Raw genomic sequence first — 20,300 nt, 5'->3', positions numbered from 1 at the left:
CCGTAGCACTCACCCCAGCGTATGCTCCAGCAGGATCTTCGCGCCCAGGCCGATCAGCACCACGCCGCCGGCCATTTCCGCCCAGCGGCCCAGATGGTTGCCCGCGGCCTTGCCGATCAGCACGCCGCCGAAGGCCACCGCGAAGGTCACCACGCCGATCAGTGCCGAGGTCGTGACCATGTCCACGTCGACCAGCGCCAGACCCGCGCCGACGGCGGCGGCGTCGATGCTGGTGGCGACGGCGGTGGTCAGCAGGGCCAGCCATTCGGCCCGCACGCTGCGCACCGGGCCGCAATCCTCCTCGCCCTCCTCCTCGCCGTCCATGATGGCGTTCCGCAGCATCGCGCCGCCGACCGCCAGCAGCAGGCCGAAGGCGATCCAGTGATCGACCGATTCCACGAGGCTGGCGAAGGCGATGCCGACGCCCCAGCCGACCAGCGGCATGGCGAACTGGCAGGCGCCGAAGGCCGCGCCCACGCGCACCGCCTCGGGCAGGCCGGACCGGCGCGAGCAGGCCCCGCGGCCGAGAGCGGCGGCGAAGCTATCCATCGAAAGGCTGAAGGCGAGCGCTAGGGACGTGGCGATCATGGCTATTCCCGGGCCAGACAACACAGTGGAATCGGACGGACTCCGGCTGGCCGCGGAGATGCCCGATCCACTGGTCTCGCCGGGTCGGCCCTCTGGCCGCCGTGCGCGCCATGGCGGTAGCGGCCGGAGGCCGGAACCGTCCAAGTCTGTTGACGCGAACCCCACCGGATCACCGCCGGCGGGTGGCTACTCCCCAATGACGGGGGAACTCCTACAAGGACTAGGGGCTTGGGTCAAGCGCCCGATTGCCGCAGGTGCGAATTGCGCCCGCGCAGATAGGTGGCGGCCACCGAACGGTCGTCGCCCAGCGTCACCTGGATGAACAGCTCTTCCTCCAGATCCCCATCCACCGCCTTCATGCGATGTCGCATAGCCGGCGTGGCGGCGGGGTCGAGCACGACGAGGTCGGCCCAGCGGCCGGGCTCCAGGCTGCCGATCTCGTCCGCCATGCCCAGCGCCTCGGCATTGCCGCGGGTCATCCAATGCAGGGCGGCGAGCGCCGGCAGGTTCTGGCGCCGCAACTGCAGCACCTTGTAGGCCTCCGCCGCCGTGCGCAGCATGGAATAGCTGGTGCCGCCGCCGACATCGGTGGCGATGGCGGTGCGCACCGGCCGTTCCGGCTTCGACAGGGCGTCGAGGTCGAACAGGCCGCTGCCGATGAACAGGTTGCTGGTCGGGCAGAAGACGGCGACCGACCCGCTTTCTGACAGCCGTTCCATCTCCGCCTCCGACAGGTGGATGCAGTGGCCGAACAGCGAGGTCGGCCCCAGCAGCCCGAAGCGGTCATAGACGTCGGTATAGTCGCGGGCACCGGGGAACAGGCGACCCACCTCGGCGATCTCGTCGGTGTTTTCCGACAGGTGGGTCTGCATATGGACGCCGGGGTGCTCGCGCAGCAGCGCGCCGGCCGCCTCCAGCTGCGCCTCGGTCGAGGTGATGGCGAAGCGCGGCGTCACCGCGTAGCGCTGGCGCCCGGTGCCGTGCCAGCGGCCGATCAGATCCTTGCTGTCGCGATAGCTGCTGTCGGCGGTGTCGGTCAGGGCGGCGGGAGCGTGGCGGTCCATCATCACCTTGCCGGCGATCATCCCGGCGCCGCGCGCCTCGGCCTCCGCGAACAGGGCGTCGACCGACTGCGGATGGACCGAACCATAGACCACCGCCGTCGTCGTGCCGTTGCGCAGCAGCTCGTCCATGAAGAAGGCGGCATTGGCGGCAGCGTGGGCCGGATCGGCGAAGCGCTGCTCCTCGATGAAGGTGTATTTCTCCAGCCAGTCGAGCAGCTGGGCGCCATAGGAGGCGATCACCTGGGTCTGCGGGAAATGGATGTGGGTGTCGATGAAGCCCGGCAGCACCAGCTTGCCGCTATGATCGTCGACCGCCACCCCCTCCGGCACCCGGCCGCGCAGATCGGCCCAGTCTCCGACCTCCAGAATCCGCCCGTCGGCCCCGACCAGCAGCAGCCCATCCTCGTGATAGGTCAGGCAATCGAAGTCCCCCGGCCCGGCCGGCGCGCGATGGAAACTGAGAAGGCGCCCACGGATGGCGGCGGAAATGGGGTGATCGGGCATGGAGATCCGGTTCAGTTAGGGACAACACATACCCTCTCCCGCCCCGGGAGAGGGTTGGAGCGGGCGGTTACTTAATGTCGCCCGACCACGCCGCCAACACCGCGCGTTCCTGCGGGGTGATTCCGGTGACGTTGGCGGGCGGCATTGCGCTGCTGAAGCCGGCCTGAAGGCGTATCTGCTCGGCATGGCGGCGGATGCCGTCGCCCTCCAGCACGACGCCGCGCGGCGGGGTGGCGATGCCCTCCCACACCGGTTGGGCGGCATGGCACATGCTGCAGCGGGTGGAGACGATCTCCTCGACCTGATTGAAGCCGACCTTGACCGGCACAGCCGCAGCCGTATCGCCATTCGCCGGGCCCATGGTGCTGAGCCACGCACAGGCCAGCATGCCGGCGGCGGCCACTCCCCAGGTCCACCAGGGCGTCGGCTTGCCGGCATGGCGGCTGTTGAAGAAGTGGCGGATCGCCGTGCCGACCACCAGAACCAGCGCCACCATCACCCAGTTGTAGCGGGTGGAGCTGACCAGCGGATAATGGTTGGACAGCATCAGGAAAACGACCGGCAGGGTCAGGTAGTTGTTGTGCAGCGACCGCTGCTTCGCCTTCTTGCCCAGCGACGGGTCCGGCGTCTCGCCGCGCAGCATGGCGGCCACCGTCTTGCGCTGGTTGGGGATGATCAGCATGAAGACGTTGCAGGCCATCATCGTCGCCATCAGGGCGCCGACCTGCAGCATGGCGCCGCGCCCGCTGAAGACCCTGGTCATCGCCCAGGCCGTCGCCACCAGCATCACGAACCCGGCAATCGCCAACGCCCCGTCGTTGCGGCCCAGCGGCGACTTGCACATCAGGTCATAGGCGACCCAGCCCGCCACCAGCGCCCCGACGCTGATCGCCACCGCCTGCCAGTGACTGAGCGCCATCACGTCCTGGTCGATCAGGAACAGGTCGGCGCCGCGGTAATACAGCACGCACATCAGGAAGAAGCCGCTGAGCCACGTCGCGTAGGATTCCCACTTGAACCAGGTGAGATCCTCCGGCAGCTGCGGCGGCGCGACCATGTATTTGGTCATGTGGTAGAAGCCGCCGCCGTGGATTTGCCAGGCATCCCCCGCCGTCCCGGCCGGCGCCCCGGTCCGCTTGCGCAGCGAGGCGTCGAGATGGATGAAGTAGAAGGACGATCCGATCCAGGCGATGGCGGTGATGACGTGCAGCCACCGCGCCAGGGCGTTGATCCATTCCCACAGGATGGGCTCCATCGCGCGCACGCTCCTTCCGGTCGAGATCGATGGCTTGACTGTACGGCGAGTGTGCGGGTGCGGAAAACCATTCGTCCGTCCCAACAGCTTCAAAAAATGACGAAAGATCGGAGGTTGGCAGGGGAAGTGGCAGGAGACCCGCGCTGGTCCTACCAAACCCCATGGACAGAATGCCGCACCCAAGCTATACCTCCGCCAGCAAAGGTGAGTAAGCACTCACTTATCACTAGCGACTGATTCAAAGCCCCCGATGGCCCCACGCCTGGACAGCGGCGCCCGCAAGCGGGCGATCCTCGACGCCGCCTTGCCGCTGTTCGCGCGCAAGGGCTTCGCCGCGACCACCACACGCGAGATCGCGCAGGCCGCCGGCGTGTCGGAGGCGCTGATCTTCAAGCATTTCCCGTCCAAGGCCTCGCTGTACGAAGCGATCTTCCTCAGCTGCATCGACGGCGACCCGGAATATGAGCGGCTGGTCGCCCTGCCGCCGGGCACCGGCACGCTGGTGCAGATGATCCAGGGGCTGGTGAACTACTTCGTGATCGAGGTGCCGTCCGATCCCGACGAGCGGGCGCGCCACCGTCTGTCGATCATCAGCCTGCTTGAGGACGGCGAGTTCATGCGGCAGGTCTATGAGGGCATCCGCAGCCGCTTCCTGCCCTGTTTCGCCGCATCCATCGCCGCCGCCGTCGCCTGCGGCGACCTTGCGCCGGGGCCGATCGATGCGGAGAACGGGCTCTGGCTCGCCGAGCATCTGTGCGGAATGATGGCGACCGTCTGCCTGTCCGGCGGGACGGTGGTGCCCTATCCCTGCGGCCGGCCGGAGCTTGCCCGCCAGACCGTCTGGTTCATCCTGCGCGGCCTCGGCCTGCGCGACGACATCATTGCCGCCCGCGAGTGCGGCTCCAAGAACGACAACCCCACACCCGAGAGACCGGAGTAGCCGATCGTGACCCTGGACCATTCGCCAAAGACCGAGACGTCATTCGGCCACCCGGCGTCCGAGCCGGGCCGCGGGACGCCTCCCCCTCCGCCGCCGCGCAAGCCGGTGACGCGCGGGCGGCTGACCCTGCGCATCGTCATCACGCTGGTGATCCTCGGACTGCTGGGGGCCGGGCTGTACGGCTTCAACAGCTTCCGCGCCAAGGCCATCGCCGACTTCTTCGCCAACAACAAGCCGCCGCCCACCCCGGTGGCTCTGGCCGAGGCGACGGTGCAGACCATCCCGAAATATCTGCCGGCCATCGGCACGCTGCAGGCGGCCCGTCAGGTCACGGTGGCCCCCGAGGTCGCCGGCCGGGTGGAGCGCATCCCCTTCGAATCGGGGTCCCGCGTCAAGGCCGGCGACCCGCTGGTGCAGCTGAACGACGCCACCGAGCAGGCCGACCTGCTGGCCCAGCGCGCCCAGGCGCGTCTGGCCGAGCTGAACCTGGAGCGCTACCGCGACCTGCGCCGCAGCCAGGCCACGCCCCAGAGCAACGTCGACCAGTATCAGGCGCAGCTCGACGAGATCAACGCGAACATGAAGCGCACGACGGCGCTGATCGGCCAGAAGCTGATCAAGGCGCCGTTCGACGGCGAACTCGGCATCCGGCAGGTCAATGTCGGCGACTACGTCAATCCCGGCGCCACCATCGTCACCCTGACCGACCTGTCGCAGCTCTACATCAACTTCACTTTGCCCGAGCAGGCGCTGCCGAAGCTGTCGGTCGGCCAGGGCGTGCTGATCAACGTCGACGCCCTGCCCGGCCGCGATTTCGAGGCGAAGATCACCACCATCGAACCGCAGGTCAGCGCCGACACCCGCGCGGTGAAGGTGCAGGCGACCATGGACAACCGCGAACGCCAGCTGCGGCCGGGCATGTTCGCCAGCGTCCGCGTCGTCCTGCCGCCGCAGCCCAACACGCTGACGGTGCCGGAAACCGCGGTCGACTACACGGTCTACGGCGATTCCGTCTTCGTCGCGACGCAGAAGAAGACCGAGGACGGCAAGGAGCAGATGGTGGTGGAGCGCAAGGCGGTGAAGACCGGCGACCGCCTCGCCAACCGGGTCGAGATCCGCAGCGGCCTTAATCCCGGCGACCGCGTCGTGGTGTCCGGCCAGCTGAAGCTGGACAACGGCGCCGCGGTCGTCGAGGCGCAGAGCAATCCGCTCACGCCGCCGCAGACCCTGCCGCAGAACTGAGGCCGATGCCATGGGCAGTTTCACCGACATCTTCATCCGCCGGCCCGTTCTGTCGGTCGTGGTCAGCCTGCTGATCCTGCTGGTCGGCCTCCGCTCGATGCTGGAGCTGCCGATCCGGCAGTATCCGCAGTTGCAGAACACGGTCATCACCGTCACCACCAGCTATCCGGGCGCCTCGCCGGAGCTGATGCAGGGCTTCATCGCGACGCCGATCGAACAGGCGGTGGCGACGGCCGAGGGTCTCGACTATCTCACCTCCTCCTCCACCCAGGGGCAGAGCGTCGTCACCGCCTATGTCCGGCTGAACTTCGACCCGAACGTCGCGATGACCGACGTGATGGCCAAGGTGCAGCAGGTCAAATACCAGCTCCCGCGCGAGGCCAACGACCCGGTCATCCTGAAATCGACCGGCGAGACGACGTCGATCCTCTATATGGGCTTCTCCAGCCCCGACCTGTCGGAAGCCGCGATCTCCGATTACCTGACGCGCGTGGTGCAGCCGGTGCTGTCCACCGTGAACGGCGTTGCGCAGGCCCAGATCCTGGGCGGCCAGACCTTCGCCATGCGGCTGTGGCTGGACCCGACGAAGATGGCGGCGCGCAACATCTCGCCGGCCGACGTGTCGGCGGCCATCGCCGCCAACAACTACCAGTCGGCTCCCGGCCAGACCAAGGGCGTCTTCGTCATCTCCAACGTCACAGCCAACACCGGCCTGACCGACGTGGAGCAGTTCCGCGACATGGTGGTGAAGGCGAAGGACGGGGCGCTGGTGCGGATGCGCGACATCGCCACCGTCGAACTCAGCTCCAAGAGCTTCAACGCCAGCGTGTCGATGAACGGGCAGCAGGCGGTCTTCATCGGCGTCGATTCCACCCCGACCGGCAACCCGCTGAACATCGTCGAGGACATCCGCAAGATGGAGCCGGAGCTGCGGCGCAACCTGCCGCCCGGCATGAAGATGGAGATCGTCTATGACAGCACCCGCTTCATCCAGGCCTCCATCGACGAGGTGGTGAAGACGCTGCTCGAGGCGGTGGCCATCGTCATCGTCGTCATCTTCCTGTTCCTGGGATCCCTCCGGTCGGTGCTGATCCCGGTGGTCACCATCCCACTGTCCATCGTGGGTGCGGCCACCTTCATGCTGGCGCTGGGATTCTCGCTGAACCTGCTGACGCTGCTGGCGATGGTGCTCGCCATCGGTCTGGTGGTGGACGATGCCATCGTGGTGGTGGAGAACATCCACCGGCACATAGAGCACGGAAAATCGGCGGTCGCGGCGTCGCTGATCGGTGCGCGCGAGATCATCGGGCCGGTCATCTCGATGACCATCACGCTGGCGGCGGTCTATGCCCCGATCGGCCTGCTGGGCGGCCTGACCGGCGCGCTGTTCCGCGAATTCGCCTTCACGCTGGCCGCGTCGGTGATCGTGTCGGGCGTCGTGGCGCTGACGCTGTCGCCGATGATGTGCTCCGTCATCCTGAAGGAGGGAAAGCCGGGCCGTTTCGCCGCCTTCCTCGACCGCCAGTTCGAACGGCTGGCCGGCTGGTACGAGCGGCGGCTGGACGGCATGCTGGACTATCGCGCCGCGACGCTGCTGTTCGCGCTGGGGATCCTGCTGTCGGTCGGCTACCTGTTCGCCAACACCATGTCGGAACTGGCGCCGGAAGAGGATCAGGGCATCCTGTTCGGCATCTCCAAGGCGCCGCAATACGCCAACCTCGACTATATCGACAGCTTCGGAAAGCAGATCGACGACACCTTCGCCAAGTTTCCGGAGACCGACACCCGCTTCGTGCTGACCGGCATGCCGACCCTGAACCAGGGTTTCGCCGGCATGATCCTGAAGCCCTGGGACGAACGCAAGCGGTCGGCCAAGGAACTGCAGCCGCTGGCCCAGGCGGAGTTGGGCAAGGTGACGGGCATCAACGTGTTCCTGGTGTCGCCGCCGGCCCTGCCCGGCTCCACCGGCGGCCTGCCGGTGCAGATGGTGATCTCCAGCCCCGGCGATTACCGCACCATCTTCGACGCCATCGAGCGGATCAAGGACGCCGCCACCAAGAGCGGAATGTTCATCGTCACCGACACCGACCTGCAATATGACAGCCCGGTCGTCCGGCTGAAGATCGACCGCGCCAAGGCGGCCGACCTCGGCCTGTCGATGAAGTCGGTGGGCGACACGCTGGCGGTGCTGGTCGGCGGCAACTACGTCAACCGCTTCAACCTGAACGGCCGCTCCTACGAGGTCATTCCCCAGGTGCCGCGGGCCGACCGCCTGACGCCGGAATCGCTGACGAACTATTACGTCACCTCCGGATCGGGCGCCCAGATCCCGCTGTCCACCGTGGTGTCGGTGGATACGGCGGTGGAGCCGAACGCGCTGAACAAGTACAACCAGCTTCCCTCGGCCACCTTCTCCGCCGTGCCGATGCCGGGCGTCTCGATGGGGCAGGTCGTCGACTTCCTTGAGGAGCAGGCGCGCACCCAGCTGCCGGCCGGCTTCAACCACGCCTACCTGTCGGAATCGCGCCAGTTCGTGACGGAGGGCAACCAGCTGATGGTCACCTTCGCCTTCGCGCTGATCGTGATTTATCTGGTGCTGGCGGCGCAGTTCGAATCGCTGCGCGACCCGCTGGTGATCCTGGTGTCGGTGCCGATGTCGATCTGCGGCGCGCTGCTGCCGCTGTTCTTCGGCGCCGCCACCATGAACATCTACACCCAGGTCGGTCTGGTGACCCTGATCGGCCTGATCTCCAAGCACGGCATCCTGCTGGTGGAATTCGCCCGCGAGATGCAGATCAACGAAGGCGTGGACCGCCGCACCGCGATCGAGCACGCGGCCCGCGTCCGCCTGCGCCCGATCCTGATGACCACCGCGGCGATGGTGGTCGGCCTGCTGCCGCTGCTGACCGCGGCGGGGGCCGGTGCGGCCAGCCGCTTCTCCATCGGCCTGGTGATCGTGTCCGGCATGCTGATCGGCACGCTGTTCACGCTGTTCGTCCTGCCGGCGGTCTACACCCTGCTGGCGACGGACCACTATGCGGCCTCCCGCTCCAGCCGCGCGGAGCAGATGCGCAGCACGACCTGACGCCGCGTCGGGAACCGTAGACGAAACAGGCCCCTTCCCGACCGGGAGGGGGCCTGTTTTCGTTTGGGCCGGATCACCCCGCCAGTTCCGCCGGCGCCGGCAGGTCCTCGCCCTCTTCGCGGCGGAGCATCCAGACCAGCCAGCGTTCGGTGTGGATCAGCAGGCGCCGGGTTTCGATGCTGTCGCAGCCACGACTGTGGTCGCGCAGCAGGCGGATGGCGCGGCAGGTGGAGGACTGCGGGTTGCGGGCTCGTTCCGGCACTGTGAAGGTCCTTTGCGGCGATAGGGCACGCCCGACACATAACGGACCACCCCGCAACCAAAGCGTGATCTTTCTTGGACGGCCACCGAATCCTTCCCAACTCCCGTTTCAAAGTTGCGCAAGGCCGGCAGATTGATGCGAACAGGAATGGTCAAAGTTCCACGGACTTTCCGGATCGCGCGAAACCGGCCGTGACGTACGCGAAACGGGCCTCCCTGCGCGCTCTTGTCCCTACCTGCGGCATTTATCGAATGTTATATCTTTCGTCCTACATCCTGGCTGGGCCGTCGCCGTCACGAATGCTGTCCGTTCATGCGCCGGCATTTCACGCCTGCACAACGTAGGGATCCGAAACCCATGACAAAGCGTCTGTTGGCCGGCCTTGCCGCGCTCTGCTCCGCCCTGCTGTGCGGGCTGGCGACTCCCGCTCAGGCCCTCGCGGCGGAGCAGGCGTTCCGCATCGGCATCGCCCCGCACACCAGCGCCCGCGTCATCATCGAACAGTACCAGCCCGTCCGCCGCGCGGTGGAGGCGGCGCTGGGCCGGCCGGTGGAGATCGTGACGGCCCCAGACTTTACCGCCTTCGCCCGCCGGGCGATGGACCAGGAATACGACATCGCCGTTACCACCGGCCATCAGGCGGAGATGCTGCGCAAGGATGCCGGCTATCTGCCGCTGCTGACCTACAAGGCCGACTTCCGCGCCGTGGTGGTGACCGCCGCCAAAGGACCGCACCAGACGGCGGCGTCGCTCGCCGGCACCACCGTCCTGGGGCTCAGCCCGTCCTCGCTGGTGACGCTGTGGGGCCAGCACTGGCTCGCCGGCCAGAAGCTGCCCGGCATCCAGATCCGCTATGTCAGCGCCGCCGACAGCGTGGCCCAGTTGATCCTGGCCGGCGATGCGTCGGCCGGTTTCATGTCGCTCGCCAACCGCGCCAAGCTGGCGCCGGAGGTGCAGGCCCAGCTGTCCACCATTGCCGAAAGCCGACCGATGGCCGGCCGCGTCTATATGCTGAACGGCAGGCAGGCAGCCCTGGCTGAGCCGCTGCGAAAGGCCTTGTTCGCCTTCGGCGAGACGGCGGAGGGCAAGACCTATTTCGAGGCCAACCAGCTCGACGGCTACCGCCTCGTCACCGATGAGGAGCTGGAGGCGATGGAGCCGCTGTCCGACGAGGTCCGGAACGTCCTGAAGGCCGGCAAATGATCCTCCGGCGTCTGGCGCCCTGGAAGACCCTGCGCGGGCGCATGCTGGTGGCCGCAATGGCGGTCGAGGCGATCATGCTGACCCTGCTGGTCGCCAACAGCGTGCGCCTGCTCTATGGCAGCCTCGCCGAGCAGGCAAGGCTGCATGCCGGGCAGGTAGCGCCGGTGCTGAACGCCGCGCTGGTGGCGCCGCTGGCCCAGCGCGACTATGCGACGCTGCAGGCGGTGCTGGACGAAAGCCGCTCCACCGGCGGGGTCGTCTATCTCGCCGTCAGCGACAGCAGCGGCCGGCTGGTCGCGACCAGCGGCTGGCCGCAGGACCGCGCGCTGCCTGATCCGGACCCCGCCCTGACGCTGGACGCCAAGGACGGCATCGCCCGCTACGACGTGGCGGTGCCGGTGTCGCTGGCCGGGCAGAAGCTGGGCGCGGTGCAGTTCGGTCTCGACCTGCTGCACATCGTCCAGGCGCGGCGCGACCTGCTGACCCAGGGCATCGCAATCGCCCTGTCGGAGATCCTGCTGTCGGCCGGCCTCTTGACCCTGCTTGGCCTGTGGCTGACCCGCCATCTGGCGGCGCTGGCGCGGGCCAGCGAACGGGTGGCGGCCGGCGACTACAGCCCGCCCGAACTGGCGGAGGGCGACGACGACATCGGCCGGCTGGGTGCCGCCTTCAACACCATGTCCCACGCCATCAAGGAGCGCGTCGACCAGTTGACCGTCGCGCTCGACGAACAGGAGGCGCTGGCCCGCGACGTGGAGCAGGAACGCGCGCGCCTGTCCGCACTGCTGTCGGCGATGGATTTCGGCGTGCTGTTCGTCGGCGGCGACGGGCGCATCGCCTACGCCAACCCGGCCTTCTCCGCCCTGTTCGAGATCGCCGGGGCGCCGGTCGGCGACCGGCTGGACGAGACGCTGGCCAATGCCGGCAACGCCCCGCGCGATACCGACTACACCCTGCTGTCGGCGATAGACGGCGACGAGCGGCGCGAGATGACGCTGACCGACGGCCGCATCGTCAGCTGGCACAATGTGCCGGTGCGCAACGCGGCGGGATCCGCCATCGGCAAGCTGTGGCTGTGCATCGACGTGACCGAGCCGCGACAGGCGGCCGAGCAGCTCCTTCAGGCGAAGGAGAAGGCGGAGGCCGCCAGCCGGTCGAAGACCGAGTTCCTGGCGACCGTCAGCCACGAGCTGCGCACCCCGATGAACGGCGTGCTGGGCAACCTGACCCTGCTGGCCGACGCCTCCCTGCCGATGGAGGAAAAGCGGCTGGCCGACGTCGCCCGCCGCTCGGCCGAGACGCTGCTGCGGCTGCTGGACGACATCCTCGACCTGTCGAAGCTGGAGGCCCGCCGCATCGACCTGGAGGAGGCGGACTGCGCCCTGCCCCAGCTGATCGACGGCGTGCTGGAGGTGCTGCGCCCGAACGCCACCGACAAGGGGTTGGAGCTGTCGGCCCGGCTGATGCCGTCGGTGCCGGAGGTGATCGTCACCGACCCGGCCCGCCTGCGCCAGATCCTGTTCAATCTGGTCGGCAACGCGGTGAAGTTCACCGAGGAGGGCCATGTCGCCGTGCGGGTGCGCCGGCTGGACCGCGCCCCCGCCGACCTCATCGGCTATGGCCACCCCGACTCCTTCCTGCTGGAATTCGAGGTCGAGGACACCGGCATCGGCATCGCGCCGGGTTCGGTGGCGACCCTGTTCGACCGCTTCACCCAGGCCGACAGCTCCATCACCCGGCGCTATGGCGGCACCGGTCTGGGGCTGGCGATCTGCCGCGACCTCTGCCTGCTGATGGGCGGCAGCATCGCGGTGGACACCGCCCCCGGCCGCGGCAGCGTCTTCCGCTTCACCGTCGTCGCCCGCCCCGGCGACCCGTCGGCCCTGCGCCGCATCGAGCACGGTCACGGCACCAGCGTCGGCGAGGCGGCGCGCGCCGCGGCCTTGCCGCCGCTGCGCGTGCTGGCGGTCGACGACATCGAGGTGAACCGCGACATCGTCCGCGGCATCCTGGAACGCGCCGGCCACAGCGTGGCGCTGGCCGCCAGCGGCGGGGAGGCGGTGCGCATGGTGCGCGACCAGCCCTTCGACCTCGTGCTGATGGACATCCAGATGCCGGGCATGGATGGTTTGACCGCCACCCGCCGCGTCCGCGAACTGCCCGGCCCGACGGGCAACGTCCCCATCCTGGCACTGACCGCCCATGCGTCGGGCAGCTCGCGGCCGGAATGTCTGTCGGCGGGGATGAACGGCTTCGTCACCAAGCCCTTGCGTGCCGCCCTGCTCTTTGCCGAAATGGCATCCGTGCTGGGCAATGACGTTGCTGCGCCCCCCGCACCCGTACCCGCCGATCCGGAGGCCGTCATGACCGTTCTGCCAGCCGATCCGCCTGCCGCTGCGGACTCCGACCTGCTGGATGAGGAGCAGGTGTCCTTGCTGCTGGAGGTGCTGACGGCCGACGACTGGACCGCCTCCGTCGCCGGATTCACCGACAACGGGCAGAAGACCATCGACGGCATGGTCGCCCAGGCCCGCGCCGGGGAGCCGCACAACCGCACCGCCCACACGCTGAAGGGCACCTCGCTGAATCTCGGCGCCGCCGCCCTCGGCCGATTGGCGAAGGAGCTGGAACATGCCCCATCCTCGGCGGTTCTGGAGCAGGAGGACCGGTTGCGCGACCTGCTCGACCGCTCCCTTGCCGCACTCCGCACCCGCAAGCCGCTAAACGTCTGAACGGATAGGCGGCGGCCCGACAGCCACCAACAGGCAGCCGCTCCCTCCACATTCGGACAGGCCCGCCCGGCACAAAAGCCTCCCTGATGCGTTGTCCCTTCAGGACCATGACCAGAGAGGCGAAATGACCGACCTTGCGGACGATCTCGAACACCGGACCGACCAACGGAACGGCTTGCGGACCGACCGGGTGCGCCCGGCAGTGCGGCGGGCGATGGCCGAGGCCGGCTTCACGCCGATGGATCTCGGCGACGGCTGCCGTGCCTGGTATCGCCGGTCCGACGACGGCACCCATGCATTGATTTCGCACAACAACGCGCTGGACGGCGACCCGGCGGTCAAGGATTGGATCGTCGGCCAGTATGGCGAACGCGGCGGCTTCGTCGAGGTCGGCGGCCTGCCGCTGTTCCGGGCGCTGGAAGGGGCCGACACCCTGCCGTCGCCGGTGCGGCCGGACGGGTCGTTGGTGGAGGCGCTTTATCCGTCCCTCCAACAGGCGCTTGATGATCTGGGGTGATAGTCAAGCCATAGCTCGCGGATGGCCCAATGGGCGATGACCAAGGTCGGAGTGGACAAACGGACGGCTGAACGGAAAAGCTCACGCCAGTTGTCATATGGGATCAAGCCCCCCATCTGACGGCCGACGACAGACCCGACCAGCAGCGAGCCGATTGTCCATGGAAGCCGACCGATCGAAGCCCTTGCGCATCCTGCTCGTCGAGGACGAGCCGCTGGTGGCCATGGCCATCGAGGATTCGCTGGAAGTCCAGAATGTCGGCGTCGTCGGCCCCGCCGGTACGGTGGCGGAGGCGCTGGAGCTGATCGCCAAGGGCGGCATCGACGCCGCCCTGCTGGACGTCACCCTGCGCGGGGAGCGCGTCGACAGCGTCGCCGACGCTCTGAGCGCCCGGGGCATCCCCTTCGTCTTCACCACCGGCCATGGCGCCGCCGGCCTGCCGCAGAGCCATCAGGACCGCCCTGTCCTGACCAAGCCCTTCCGCGAGGTCGAGATGACCGACGCCATCGACCGCTATTTCCGCGGCGCGGCCTGACATCAATCAGCCCGGCCGCCCGTCGACGCGCGGAGACAGCAGGACCGGGGCATAGGCGGCGAGGTACAGGGCGAAGGCCGCGACCCAGGCATAGCCCGACCATTGCAGCGCCGCCCAGACCCACTCGACCGGCAGGATCGGCGAGGCGGTGCGGGCGACCGCCGCGACCGTCAGCAGCACATAGGCGGCGACAGTCGGCCGCGACACCACCAGCGGCCGGCCGGTGTGGCCGAGCGAGGCGCGGCTCATCACCGCCAGGATCAGGGTGGCGAAGGCGCCGACCGTCATCGCATGGGTCCCCGCCGCCGCGGGCAGTCCGGCCAGGGCATGCAGCCCGCGCAAGCCCAGCGCCACCGGCACCCACAGATACCCCACATGCAGGATCCACAGGATCGGCGAGCGCCAGGCTTTCCAGCCCTGCCAGCCGGCCAGCCGCACCGCATGGGCCAGCGCGGCGGCGAGCGCGATCAGCCCGGTGACCATGGAGTCCGGCGCCACCATCGCCGCCGGGATCAGCGCCAGCGTCAGCACCAGCACCGGCCGCTCCACCATCGGCCAGGACCGCACGCCGATCCCCGCCTTGCCCAGCCCGTTGCGCGTGAAGGCCGGCAGGATGCGCCCGCCGAGCACCGTCACCATCATCAGCACGACGCCCAGGCCCAGCGCGAAGCCGGCATCCGCCCCGCCGTCCAGCATCTCCAGCCAGTCCAGATGGATCAGCAGGTTGGCCGCCGTCAGCAGCCCGATCAGGATCAGGAAGGCGCTGTTCCGCCACTTGCCCGCCGCCACCAGCGGCCGGGCGAGCGCCAGCCCCAGGCCCGGCAGGAAGGCGATGTCGATCACCGCCGCCACCGGCTCCGGCATGCCGGTCCAGGGGAAGACGGCGACGCGGCCGGCGATCCACAAGGCCGCGAGCGCCATCAGCGGCGCGCCGGACACCGCCTTGGTTCCGGTCCAGCTCGGCACCGCGGTCAGCAGGAAGCCGGCGACGGCGGCCACCACCGTGCCGAACAGCATCTCATGGGCATGCCAGGCGCTGGCGCCCACCGCATGCTCCGGCCATTCCCCGGTCACCAGCACGCCCAGCCAAGCGCCGAGCAGCCCGACGGCGGCCACGCCGCTGAACAGGAAGAAGAATCGGAAGCCATACTGGAACAGGATCGGGATGGCGGGGCCGTCGTCGCGGCCGGCAAGACTGGGGGAGGACATGAAGGGGGACTCCGCAAAACGGGTGCTGCAGTGCAGGATTGACCGTCAGCCTGCGCCCCCCGCCCCCGTGCCGCCTTGACGAAAATCAAACGCATTCGCAAGCTGCTCCCCCGCTTCCTTTCCTTTCAGGTCCATGCCCCGTCCCGACAGCCTGTCCCTGCACGAGGCCCGCCGCGTCGCCATCGCGGCGCAAGGCTTCCCAAATGGCTTCCCCAACACGCCCCCCGACGCCGATCCGGTCGAGGCTCGCCATGCCCGGCGCCTGATCGGGCGGTTGGGGCTGGTGCAGATCGATTCGGTCAATGTGCTGGTGCGCTCCCATTACCTGCCGCTGTTCTCGCGGCTGGGGCCGTACGAGGCGGCGCTGCTCGACCGGCTGGCCTATGGCGGCAAGCGGCGGGCGCTGTTCGAATATTGGGGCCACGAGGCGTCGCTGATCCCGGTTGAACAGCAGCCGCTGTTCCGCTGGCGCATGGCGCGGGCCGAACGCGGCGAGGGCATCTATGGCGAGTTGGCGCGCTTCGCCGCCGAGCGCCGCCCGTACATCGACTCGGTCCTGGCCGAAGTGGCGGCGCGCGGGCCGCTGGGCGCCTCGGAACTGTCCGAGGCCGGGCGCGGGGCCGGCGGCTGGTGGGGGTGGAGCGACGGCAAGCGGGCCGTGGAGTTCCTGTTCTGGGCCGGTCTGGTCACCACCGCCGGCCGCCGCGGTTTCGAGCGTCTCTACGACCTGCCGGAGCGGGTACTGCCATCCACCGTCCTGGACACCCCCACCCCGGACGAGGACGAAGCCCAGCGCGCCCTCCTGCGCATCGCCGCCCGCGCCCATGGCGTGGCGACCGAACGCGACCTGCGCGACTATCACCGGCTGGAGGTCGCCGACGCCCGCCTGCGCATCGCCGAGTTGGTGGAGGCCGGCGACTTGATCCCGGTGACGGTGGAGGGTTGGGAGCGTGCCGCCTACGTCACCCCCGACCTGCGCATTCCGCGCAAGGCCCCGGCCCGCGCCCTGCTCTCCCCCTTCGATTCGCTGATCTGGGAGCGGCAGCGCACCGAACGTCTGTTCGGCGCCCGCATCCGGCTGGAGATCTACACCCCCGCCCACAAGCGGGAGCATGGCTATTACGTCCTGCCCTTCCTGATGGACGAGCGCATCGCCGCCCGCGTCGACCTGAAGTCCGACCGCAAGGCCTCCGCCCTGCTGGTCCAAGCCGCCCACACCGAATCCCACGCCAGCCACGAAGCCGTCGCCCCTCCTCTTGCGGCGGAACTGCGCCGTCTGGCCGGCTGGCTGGGGCTGGAGCGGGTAACGATGACCGGCGGCGGCGATCTGGCGCCGGCCTTGGCGGCGGAGCTGCAACAGGCGGGGCATGAGTTCGACCGGAGCTGAAAGGTGCCTCATTCAACCGTCATCCCCGCGAAGGCGGGGATCCAGGAAGCTCCGCGCATAAGCTCCTGATGTGGTTGGATTCCCGCCTTCGCGGGAATGACGGCCGACTCAGGTCTTCGCGATGCTGTGGCGCCGACCCCCTCACTCCAGATGATCCAGCGGCAGCCGGGTCTCGAATTTGACCTCCTTCAGGGTCACGCTCGATTTGACGTGCGACACCGCCGGGATGGAGAAGATGCGTTCGCTGAGGAAGCGGCCGTAATCCTCCGTCGTCGGCACGACGATGCGCAGCAGGTAATCGGCGTCGCCGGTGACGGCGAAGCATTCCAGCACTTCCGGCATGTCGGCGATGGCGGTCTCGAACTGTTCGACCGCATTCTCCTTGTGGCGTTCCAGCGTGACATGGGCGAAGACGCATTCGCCGAGCCCCAGCTTGCGCGGGTCGAGCTGCACCGTGTAGCGGCGGATGACGCCGATGTCCTCCATCGACCGCACCCGGCGCCAGCAGGGCGAGGCCGACAGGCCGACGGTGTCGCCCAGCTCCTGCATGGTCAGGCGGGCGTTCTCCTGCAGGGCCGTCAGGATGCCCTTCTCATGCCGGTCGAGCTTGATCGCCGCCATCTGCGTCTTCCCCCTCCTCCGTCCATCCAATCGTTACATCTGCAAACATAAGCAGAGCCGCCCGCCGGTGCGAGCCCCTCCATGCAACCAATCCACCCTTCCCGGTGTTGGTCCGACGGTGGGGTTGGGCGCCAAGTGTGGGAGAATGGTCGTGTTCGATTGGATCGTCGGTATGGTGGAGCACACCGGCTATGTCGGCGTCGCTCTGCTGATGTTCGCCGAGAACCTGTTTCCCCCCATCCCGTCGGAGCTGATCCTGCCGCTGGCCGGCTTCACCGCCGCGCGCGGCGAGCTGGGGCTGGTGATGGTCATCGTCTCGGGCACGGGCGGCGCCGTGCTGGGGGCGCTGTTCTGGTATCTGATCGGCCGCTGGGTCGGCTGCCGCCGGCTGAAGCGCTGGGCCGGGCGCCATGGCCGCTGGCTGACCATCGCGCCGGAGGAGGTCGATCAGGCCGCCGTCCGCTTCCGCGAGCATGGCGGCCGCTCGGTGCTGATCGGCCGGATGATCCCGGCGGTGCGCACGCTCATCTCGATTCCCGCCGGGGTGTCGGAGATGCCGCTGGCCCCGTTCCTGCTCTACACCACGGTCGGCACGGCGATCTGGACGACCTTCCTCGCCAGCGCCGGCTATCTGCTGGAGGACCGCTATCAGCAGGTCGCCGGCTGGCTGAACCCGGTGTCCAACATCGTCGCCGCCGGCATCGCCATCTGGTACGTCTACCGCGTCGCGACTTTCGGCCGGCGAATGGGTGGGCAGCCGGCAGAATAGCCGTGGTATTTTTATTTGATAACTTCTGTCAGTTCTAATAGAATAGATTAGCGTTACATTTGTATTCAAATCAAAAACTTTCCAAACTGAACCGGAGATTGCCCACCAATGCCTATATCGTCAAATTCCGAATTGAAAGATGCAATTAATAAGGGACAAGACACAATATCCATTGAAGGAGACTTGGCAAAAAAGATTTTAAAAATAAAAGCAACAGGAAAGGTTGCTTGGTTAGTGGCAATTGGCGCCATTGGACTGTCTGCTTATGCGCTGATTAGTGCGCCCGCCACCGCTCCAGTAACTGGCGGTGCAAATTTTGCTGCCAGCGCAATCGGTGGAGGAGCTGCTGTTAGTATACTTGGTGCGTCCACAACGGCCTTCGCAATCAGCCTTGCTGTTGCCGCAGGTGGGGTCGGCATTCTCAAAACTCTGTATAGCGGCTATAAAGTAGAGAGCAATAAGAATGGTGTGGTTGTATTAAAGAAAATTAGATGATAACTATTTCATGCGATACGGGAAGTTATTTGCATTTTGCATGCTGGTAAGTCGCACCGTTTTCATGCGATTTTCATCATACCTTAATAAACTGAGGGACAAACCCTTTTCCATCCTGAGAAAAAGCTCCCAGCCCCGGCTGGACGGCGGCGGCGCGGCCATGCTCTGACTGGCCGATCCGACCGCCAGCGGGAGCGCCTTCTCATGAGTTCCACCCCCACCATCATCCTCGTCCATGGCGCCTTCGCCGACGGCTCCTCCTGGGGCCGGGTGATTCCCCGCCTGCAGGCGGAAGGGTTCGCGGCGGTCGCGGTGCAGAACCCGCTGGTCTCGCTCGACGACGATGTCGCCCATGTCCAGCGCGCCATCGACCGGACCAAGGGGCCGGTGGTGCTGGTCGGCCATTCCTGGGGCGGGGCCGTCATCACCCAGATCGGCGATCAGGAACGGGTGAAATCGCTGGTCTACGTCGCCGCCTTCGCTCCCGACGCCGGGCAGTCGCCGAACGACACGCTGAAGCCCTTCCCGCCCTCGGCCGGCCTGTCCGGCGTGTCGGTGGACAAGGACCGTTTCCTGACCCTGAAGCCGGAGGGCATGGCCCGCAACTTCGCCCAGGATCTGCCGGCGGAGGATGCCGCCCTGCTGGCCGCGACCCAGGGGCCGGTCGCCGCCACCTGCTTCGCGACCAAGGTCAGCGCCGCCGCCTGGAAGACCAGGCCCTCCTGGTATGTCGTCGCCACCAACGACCGCATGCTGCCGCCGGACTTCCTGCGCGCCACCGCGTCGCGCATCGGCGCCCGGACGGTGGAGGTCGACAGCGGCCACGCCCCCCACCTGTCGCGCCCGGACGCGGTGGCGGCGGTGATCGTCGAAGCGGCCCGCGCTATCTAGACCTCCGCACCGCCCCCGGCGTGGTGCCGCGGCGGTGGCGCAGGCTGCGGGTCAGGGCGCTCTGGTCGGAGAAGCCCACCGCCAGCGCCACCTCGGCCAGCGGCAGCCGGCCCTCCCGCAGCAGCGCCTCCGCCCGGTCCAGCCGCAGGTCGGCCAGCATGGCGGCGGGGGTGCTGCCGGTGCGGGCACGGAAGCGCTCATGGAAGCGGCTGGGCGCCAGACCGGCCGCCTCGGCCAGTTCCGCCACGGTAAGCGGCTCGCCGCAGCGTTCCGCCATCAGGGCAAGGGCCCGGTCGATGGGATCGCTCGATACCGGCGTCGGCTGACGGGCCTCCAGTGCGCGCAGCAGAAGCCCCGCCGCATGATGGGCCAGCACCGGGTCGAGCGGCCGGTCGGCTGCCTCCGCCGCCAGATAGCGCACCAGCCCGTCCAGCGCGCTGTCGATGGCGAAGAAGGCGTCGCAGGCGCGGACAGCCGCCTCCGGCACCAACCCGGCGGCCGGCACGTCCAGCACGACGAAGCGGTTGGTCCCGCCGCTGCGGAAGCTGTGCGGCACGCCGTCGGCCACCAGCACCCCGCGCCCGTCGCCCACCCGCCCGCAGGCGCCGCCGACCTCCATGTCGAGGGTCCCGGCGACCGGCAGCACGATCTGGTGATGGTCATGGGCGTGCCGCCGTTCATGCCCGTCGTAACTGCGGGTGCTGACGGTCGGCCGATGCGGGGACGCCACGCCGGCGGACTCCTGCTGTTGGTTCGGTGGGCCGATGCTACGCCCTCCTCCCCGGCGCGTACAGACACAGCTGCGCACAGGTGCGGGACCGGCCGGCCGCCACAAATACCAGAACGCGAAACTGAGTTTCAGTAAATTACCACGGCATCGCTCCAAGTCGACGTCCGCAGTGCGCACCGGTCAGCCGATATTCGCCCACCCATTCACTTGAGCGTTGCCTGATATTCCGGACGAACAATTGCGGCGCCGGACAGCGCCTCCTTATGAGTAT

The 20,300-nt window shown here is 68.0% G+C and carries 18 protein-coding genes and 1 riboswitch; of the genes, 11 read left to right on the top strand and 7 right to left on the bottom strand.

What is annotated here, in order from left to right:
- Positions 1-9 precede the first annotated feature (9 nt).
- The 3 genes from PWS46_RS23925 to PWS46_RS23915 all read right to left on the bottom strand — a co-directional run bounded on the left by PWS46_RS23925 (position 10) and on the right by PWS46_RS23915 (position 3,411).
- Positions 10-588, bottom strand: a complete 579-nt coding sequence (locus PWS46_RS23925; RefSeq protein WP_434624074.1) for a manganese efflux pump MntP — start codon at positions 586-588, stop codon at positions 10-12.
- Between the two features lie 82 nt (positions 589-670).
- Positions 671-795: riboswitch (yybP-ykoY riboswitch) on the bottom strand.
- Positions 796-821: 26 nt separating this feature from the next.
- Positions 822-2,156, bottom strand: a complete 1,335-nt coding sequence (gene guaD, locus PWS46_RS23920; RefSeq protein ID WP_434624072.1) for a guanine deaminase — start codon at positions 2,154-2,156, stop codon at positions 822-824.
- Between the two features lie 67 nt (positions 2,157-2,223).
- Complete coding sequence (locus tag PWS46_RS23915; RefSeq protein WP_434624070.1) at positions 2,224-3,411, bottom strand: urate hydroxylase PuuD; 1,188 nt, start codon at positions 3,409-3,411, stop codon at positions 2,224-2,226.
- 250 nt (positions 3,412-3,661) lie between these two features.
- On the opposite strand from PWS46_RS23915, the gene PWS46_RS23910 reads away from it, so the two are divergent.
- Genes PWS46_RS23910 through PWS46_RS23900 form a run of 3 tightly spaced genes read left to right on the top strand, consistent with a single transcriptional unit; the run spans position 3,662 to position 8,678 of the window.
- The gene (locus PWS46_RS23910; protein WP_434624068.1) at positions 3,662-4,351 is read left to right on the top strand and encodes a TetR/AcrR family transcriptional regulator; all 690 of its coding nucleotides are present in this window, start codon (positions 3,662-3,664) and stop codon (positions 4,349-4,351) included.
- A gap of 6 nt (positions 4,352-4,357) precedes the next feature.
- Positions 4,358-5,593, top strand: coding sequence for an efflux RND transporter periplasmic adaptor subunit (locus PWS46_RS23905; protein WP_434624066.1), 1,236 nt, complete (start codon positions 4,358-4,360; stop codon positions 5,591-5,593).
- 10 nt (positions 5,594-5,603) lie between these two features.
- Positions 5,604-8,678 carry a multidrug efflux RND transporter permease subunit gene (locus PWS46_RS23900; protein ID WP_434624064.1) on the top strand — a complete coding sequence of 1,025 codons (3,075 nt, stop codon included), beginning with the start codon at positions 5,604-5,606 and terminating at the stop codon, positions 8,676-8,678.
- 73 nt (positions 8,679-8,751) lie between these two features.
- Here the strand turns inward: PWS46_RS23900 and PWS46_RS23895 are convergent, their stop codons facing one another.
- On the bottom strand, positions 8,752-8,940 hold the full coding sequence (locus tag PWS46_RS23895; RefSeq protein WP_434624062.1) for a hypothetical protein: 189 nt from the start codon (positions 8,938-8,940) through the stop codon (positions 8,752-8,754).
- A 357-nt stretch (positions 8,941-9,297) separates the two neighbouring features.
- Between PWS46_RS23895 and PWS46_RS23890 the strand changes: the two genes are divergently transcribed.
- The 4 genes from PWS46_RS23890 to PWS46_RS23875 all read left to right on the top strand — a co-directional run bounded on the left by PWS46_RS23890 (position 9,298) and on the right by PWS46_RS23875 (position 13,927).
- On the top strand, positions 9,298-10,143 hold the full coding sequence (locus PWS46_RS23890) for a phosphate/phosphite/phosphonate ABC transporter substrate-binding protein (RefSeq protein ID WP_434624060.1): 846 nt from the start codon (positions 9,298-9,300) through the stop codon (positions 10,141-10,143).
- Positions 10,140-12,875 carry a response regulator gene (locus PWS46_RS23885; protein ID WP_434624058.1) on the top strand — a complete coding sequence of 912 codons (2,736 nt, stop codon included), beginning with the start codon at positions 10,140-10,142 and terminating at the stop codon, positions 12,873-12,875. Before PWS46_RS23890 ends, PWS46_RS23885 begins: the two co-directional genes overlap by 4 nt.
- A 124-nt stretch (positions 12,876-12,999) precedes the next feature.
- The gene (locus PWS46_RS23880; protein ID WP_434624056.1) at positions 13,000-13,392 is read left to right on the top strand and encodes a hypothetical protein; all 393 of its coding nucleotides are present in this window, start codon (positions 13,000-13,002) and stop codon (positions 13,390-13,392) included.
- 160 nt (positions 13,393-13,552) lie between these two features.
- The gene (locus PWS46_RS23875; RefSeq protein WP_085092257.1) at positions 13,553-13,927 is read left to right on the top strand and encodes a response regulator; all 375 of its coding nucleotides are present in this window, start codon (positions 13,553-13,555) and stop codon (positions 13,925-13,927) included.
- Positions 13,928-13,933: 6 nt separating this feature from the next.
- On the opposite strand, the gene PWS46_RS23870 is transcribed toward PWS46_RS23875, so the two are convergent.
- The gene (locus PWS46_RS23870; protein ID WP_434624049.1) at positions 13,934-15,136 is read right to left on the bottom strand and encodes an NnrS family protein; all 1,203 of its coding nucleotides are present in this window, start codon (positions 15,134-15,136) and stop codon (positions 13,934-13,936) included.
- A 133-nt stretch (positions 15,137-15,269) separates the two neighbouring features.
- Between PWS46_RS23870 and PWS46_RS23865 the strand changes: the two genes are divergently transcribed.
- Positions 15,270-16,523, top strand: coding sequence for a winged helix-turn-helix domain-containing protein (locus tag PWS46_RS23865; RefSeq protein ID WP_434624048.1), 1,254 nt, complete (start codon positions 15,270-15,272; stop codon positions 16,521-16,523).
- 141 nt (positions 16,524-16,664) lie between these two features.
- On the opposite strand, the gene PWS46_RS23860 is transcribed toward PWS46_RS23865, so the two are convergent.
- Entirely contained in the window at positions 16,665-17,144 is a 480-nt protein-coding gene (locus PWS46_RS23860; protein WP_109152757.1) for an Lrp/AsnC family transcriptional regulator, read from the bottom strand.
- Positions 17,145-17,289: 145 nt separating this feature from the next.
- Here PWS46_RS23860 and PWS46_RS23855 point away from each other — a divergent pair, with 145 nt between their 5' ends.
- The 3 genes from PWS46_RS23855 (at position 17,290) to PWS46_RS23845 (ending at position 19,299) form a co-directional block, all read left to right on the top strand.
- Positions 17,290-17,913, top strand: a complete 624-nt coding sequence (locus tag PWS46_RS23855; protein WP_434624046.1) for a DedA family protein — start codon at positions 17,290-17,292, stop codon at positions 17,911-17,913.
- Between the two features lie 108 nt (positions 17,914-18,021).
- Entirely contained in the window at positions 18,022-18,408 is a 387-nt protein-coding gene (locus PWS46_RS23850) for a hypothetical protein (protein ID WP_434624044.1), read from the top strand.
- Between the two features lie 204 nt (positions 18,409-18,612).
- Complete coding sequence (locus PWS46_RS23845; protein WP_434624042.1) at positions 18,613-19,299, top strand: alpha/beta fold hydrolase; 687 nt, start codon at positions 18,613-18,615, stop codon at positions 19,297-19,299.
- On the opposite strand, the gene PWS46_RS23840 is transcribed toward PWS46_RS23845, so the two are convergent.
- A complete protein-coding gene (locus PWS46_RS23840; protein WP_434624041.1) occupies positions 19,292-20,029 on the bottom strand; it encodes a helix-turn-helix domain-containing protein in 738 nt (245 codons plus the stop codon). The genes PWS46_RS23845 and PWS46_RS23840 overlap by 8 nt on opposite strands.
- Positions 20,030-20,300: the final 271 nt, after the last annotated feature.

The sequence above is a fragment of the Azospirillum sp. B2RO_4 genome (assembly GCF_051124815.1).
GTDB lineage: Bacteria > Pseudomonadota > Alphaproteobacteria > Azospirillales > Azospirillaceae > Azospirillum.
Note: the sequence above shows the minus strand (reverse complement) of the source record. Positions and strands in the feature narration are given on the sequence as shown.